General features: G+C 44.4%; 1 pseudogene. It reads right to left on the bottom strand.

Going from position 1 to position 1322, the window contains the following annotated elements:
• Positions 1 to 38 precede the first annotated feature (38 nt).
• Positions 39 to 1249, bottom strand: a pseudogene (locus IEX98_RS28935) (IS3 family transposase).
• Positions 1250 to 1322: the final 73 nt, after the last annotated feature.

Genomic DNA, 1322 nt, shown 5'->3' with positions numbered 1-1322 from the left:
TGGACCTCTGTCAAGAAAGTAGACAATTCTTAAGTGTATCAACTTACTTTTTTGTAAAACTTCAACTCAAATTGATTGGGTGATAAATAACCCAACGAGCTATGAATTCGTTTCCGGTTGTAAAACAGCTCGATATACTCGAACATCTCTTGTTGTGCCTGGGCTTTTGTCTTGAACTTCGTGCAGTAAATGAACTCTTTCTTCAGTACACTGTGGAAGGACTCGATACAAGCGTTATCGTAGCAATTCCCTTTACGGCTCATGCTCGCTTTCATTTTGTATTTTTTCAATCGCTCACGATAGTCCTCAGAGGCATACTGCGAGCCTCGGTCCGAATGGTGAATAAGCCCTTTCTTTGGCTGCTGTGCTTCGTACGCGTGGTCTAGCGCTGCCAGAACAAGCTCTCTCGTCATTCGGTCAGCGAGTTTCCAACCCACGATCTTGCGTGTGTATAGATCGAGGACGCTGGCCAGGTACATACGGCCTTCACGGCAAGGGATATACGTAATATCGGTTACCCAGACTTTGTTAGGTGCTGTCGTCTGGAAGTTTTGGTTTAGAAGGTTTGGTGCGATGGGTTGGTCATGATTAGAGTCCGTCGTGTTCTCCCCGAATTTCTTGGATACACAAGAACGCAACCCGTTCTCTTTCATGAGTTTGCTAACCAAACGCTCCGAGACCTTCCAGCCTTCTTTGCAAAGCAGAAAGGTGATTTTCGGACTCCCGTAGCGATTGATCGAATTATGAAAAAGCCAGGTAATGCGTGCGACCAGCGCCATGCGACGCTGTTGATAGCTGTTCGGATTTCCCTTCTCCGAGAGCCACTTATAGTATCCGCTCCTTGAAACATCGAGCACGCTACACATCTTCTCTAATCGAAACTCGGAGCGATGATCTTCGATGAACTGGAATCTTAGTTCCTTTCTTTCCCGAAGATGTGTAGCGCCTTTTTTAAGATTTCTAACTCTTCACGTAAGTCTGCGTTCTCCAGATCTTGCTTTTGTTTCGCCGTTTCCATGTCACGCAATTGTTGTTCCAATTGACGGATTTTATCTGGCGAAGCTTGGATTTCTGAGTGAATCTCTGCTTGGATCTGACTACGGTATTTTTGTTTCCAGTTATGCAATAGACCTGCCGAGATATCCAGTTCCTCTGCGATCTCTGGCATACTCTTGGATTGTTCTAAAATGTATTTTACCGTTCTCTTTTTAAACTCTTCCGTATACTTGTTTCGTGATTGCTTTTCCATGCCAAACACCTCTCCTCGTTAATGTTATTTTCTTTCTACACTTAACGAGTGTCCACTGTTTATTCTAGTTGCA

The organism is Paenibacillus radicis (ex Gao et al. 2016) (assembly GCF_014641555.1).
In the GTDB taxonomy this organism is placed as follows: Bacteria; Bacillota; Bacilli; order Paenibacillales; family Paenibacillaceae; genus Pristimantibacillus; species Pristimantibacillus radicis.
The sequence above is the reverse complement of the archived record's forward strand: the minus strand, read 5'-3'. Positions and strand labels throughout refer to the sequence as shown.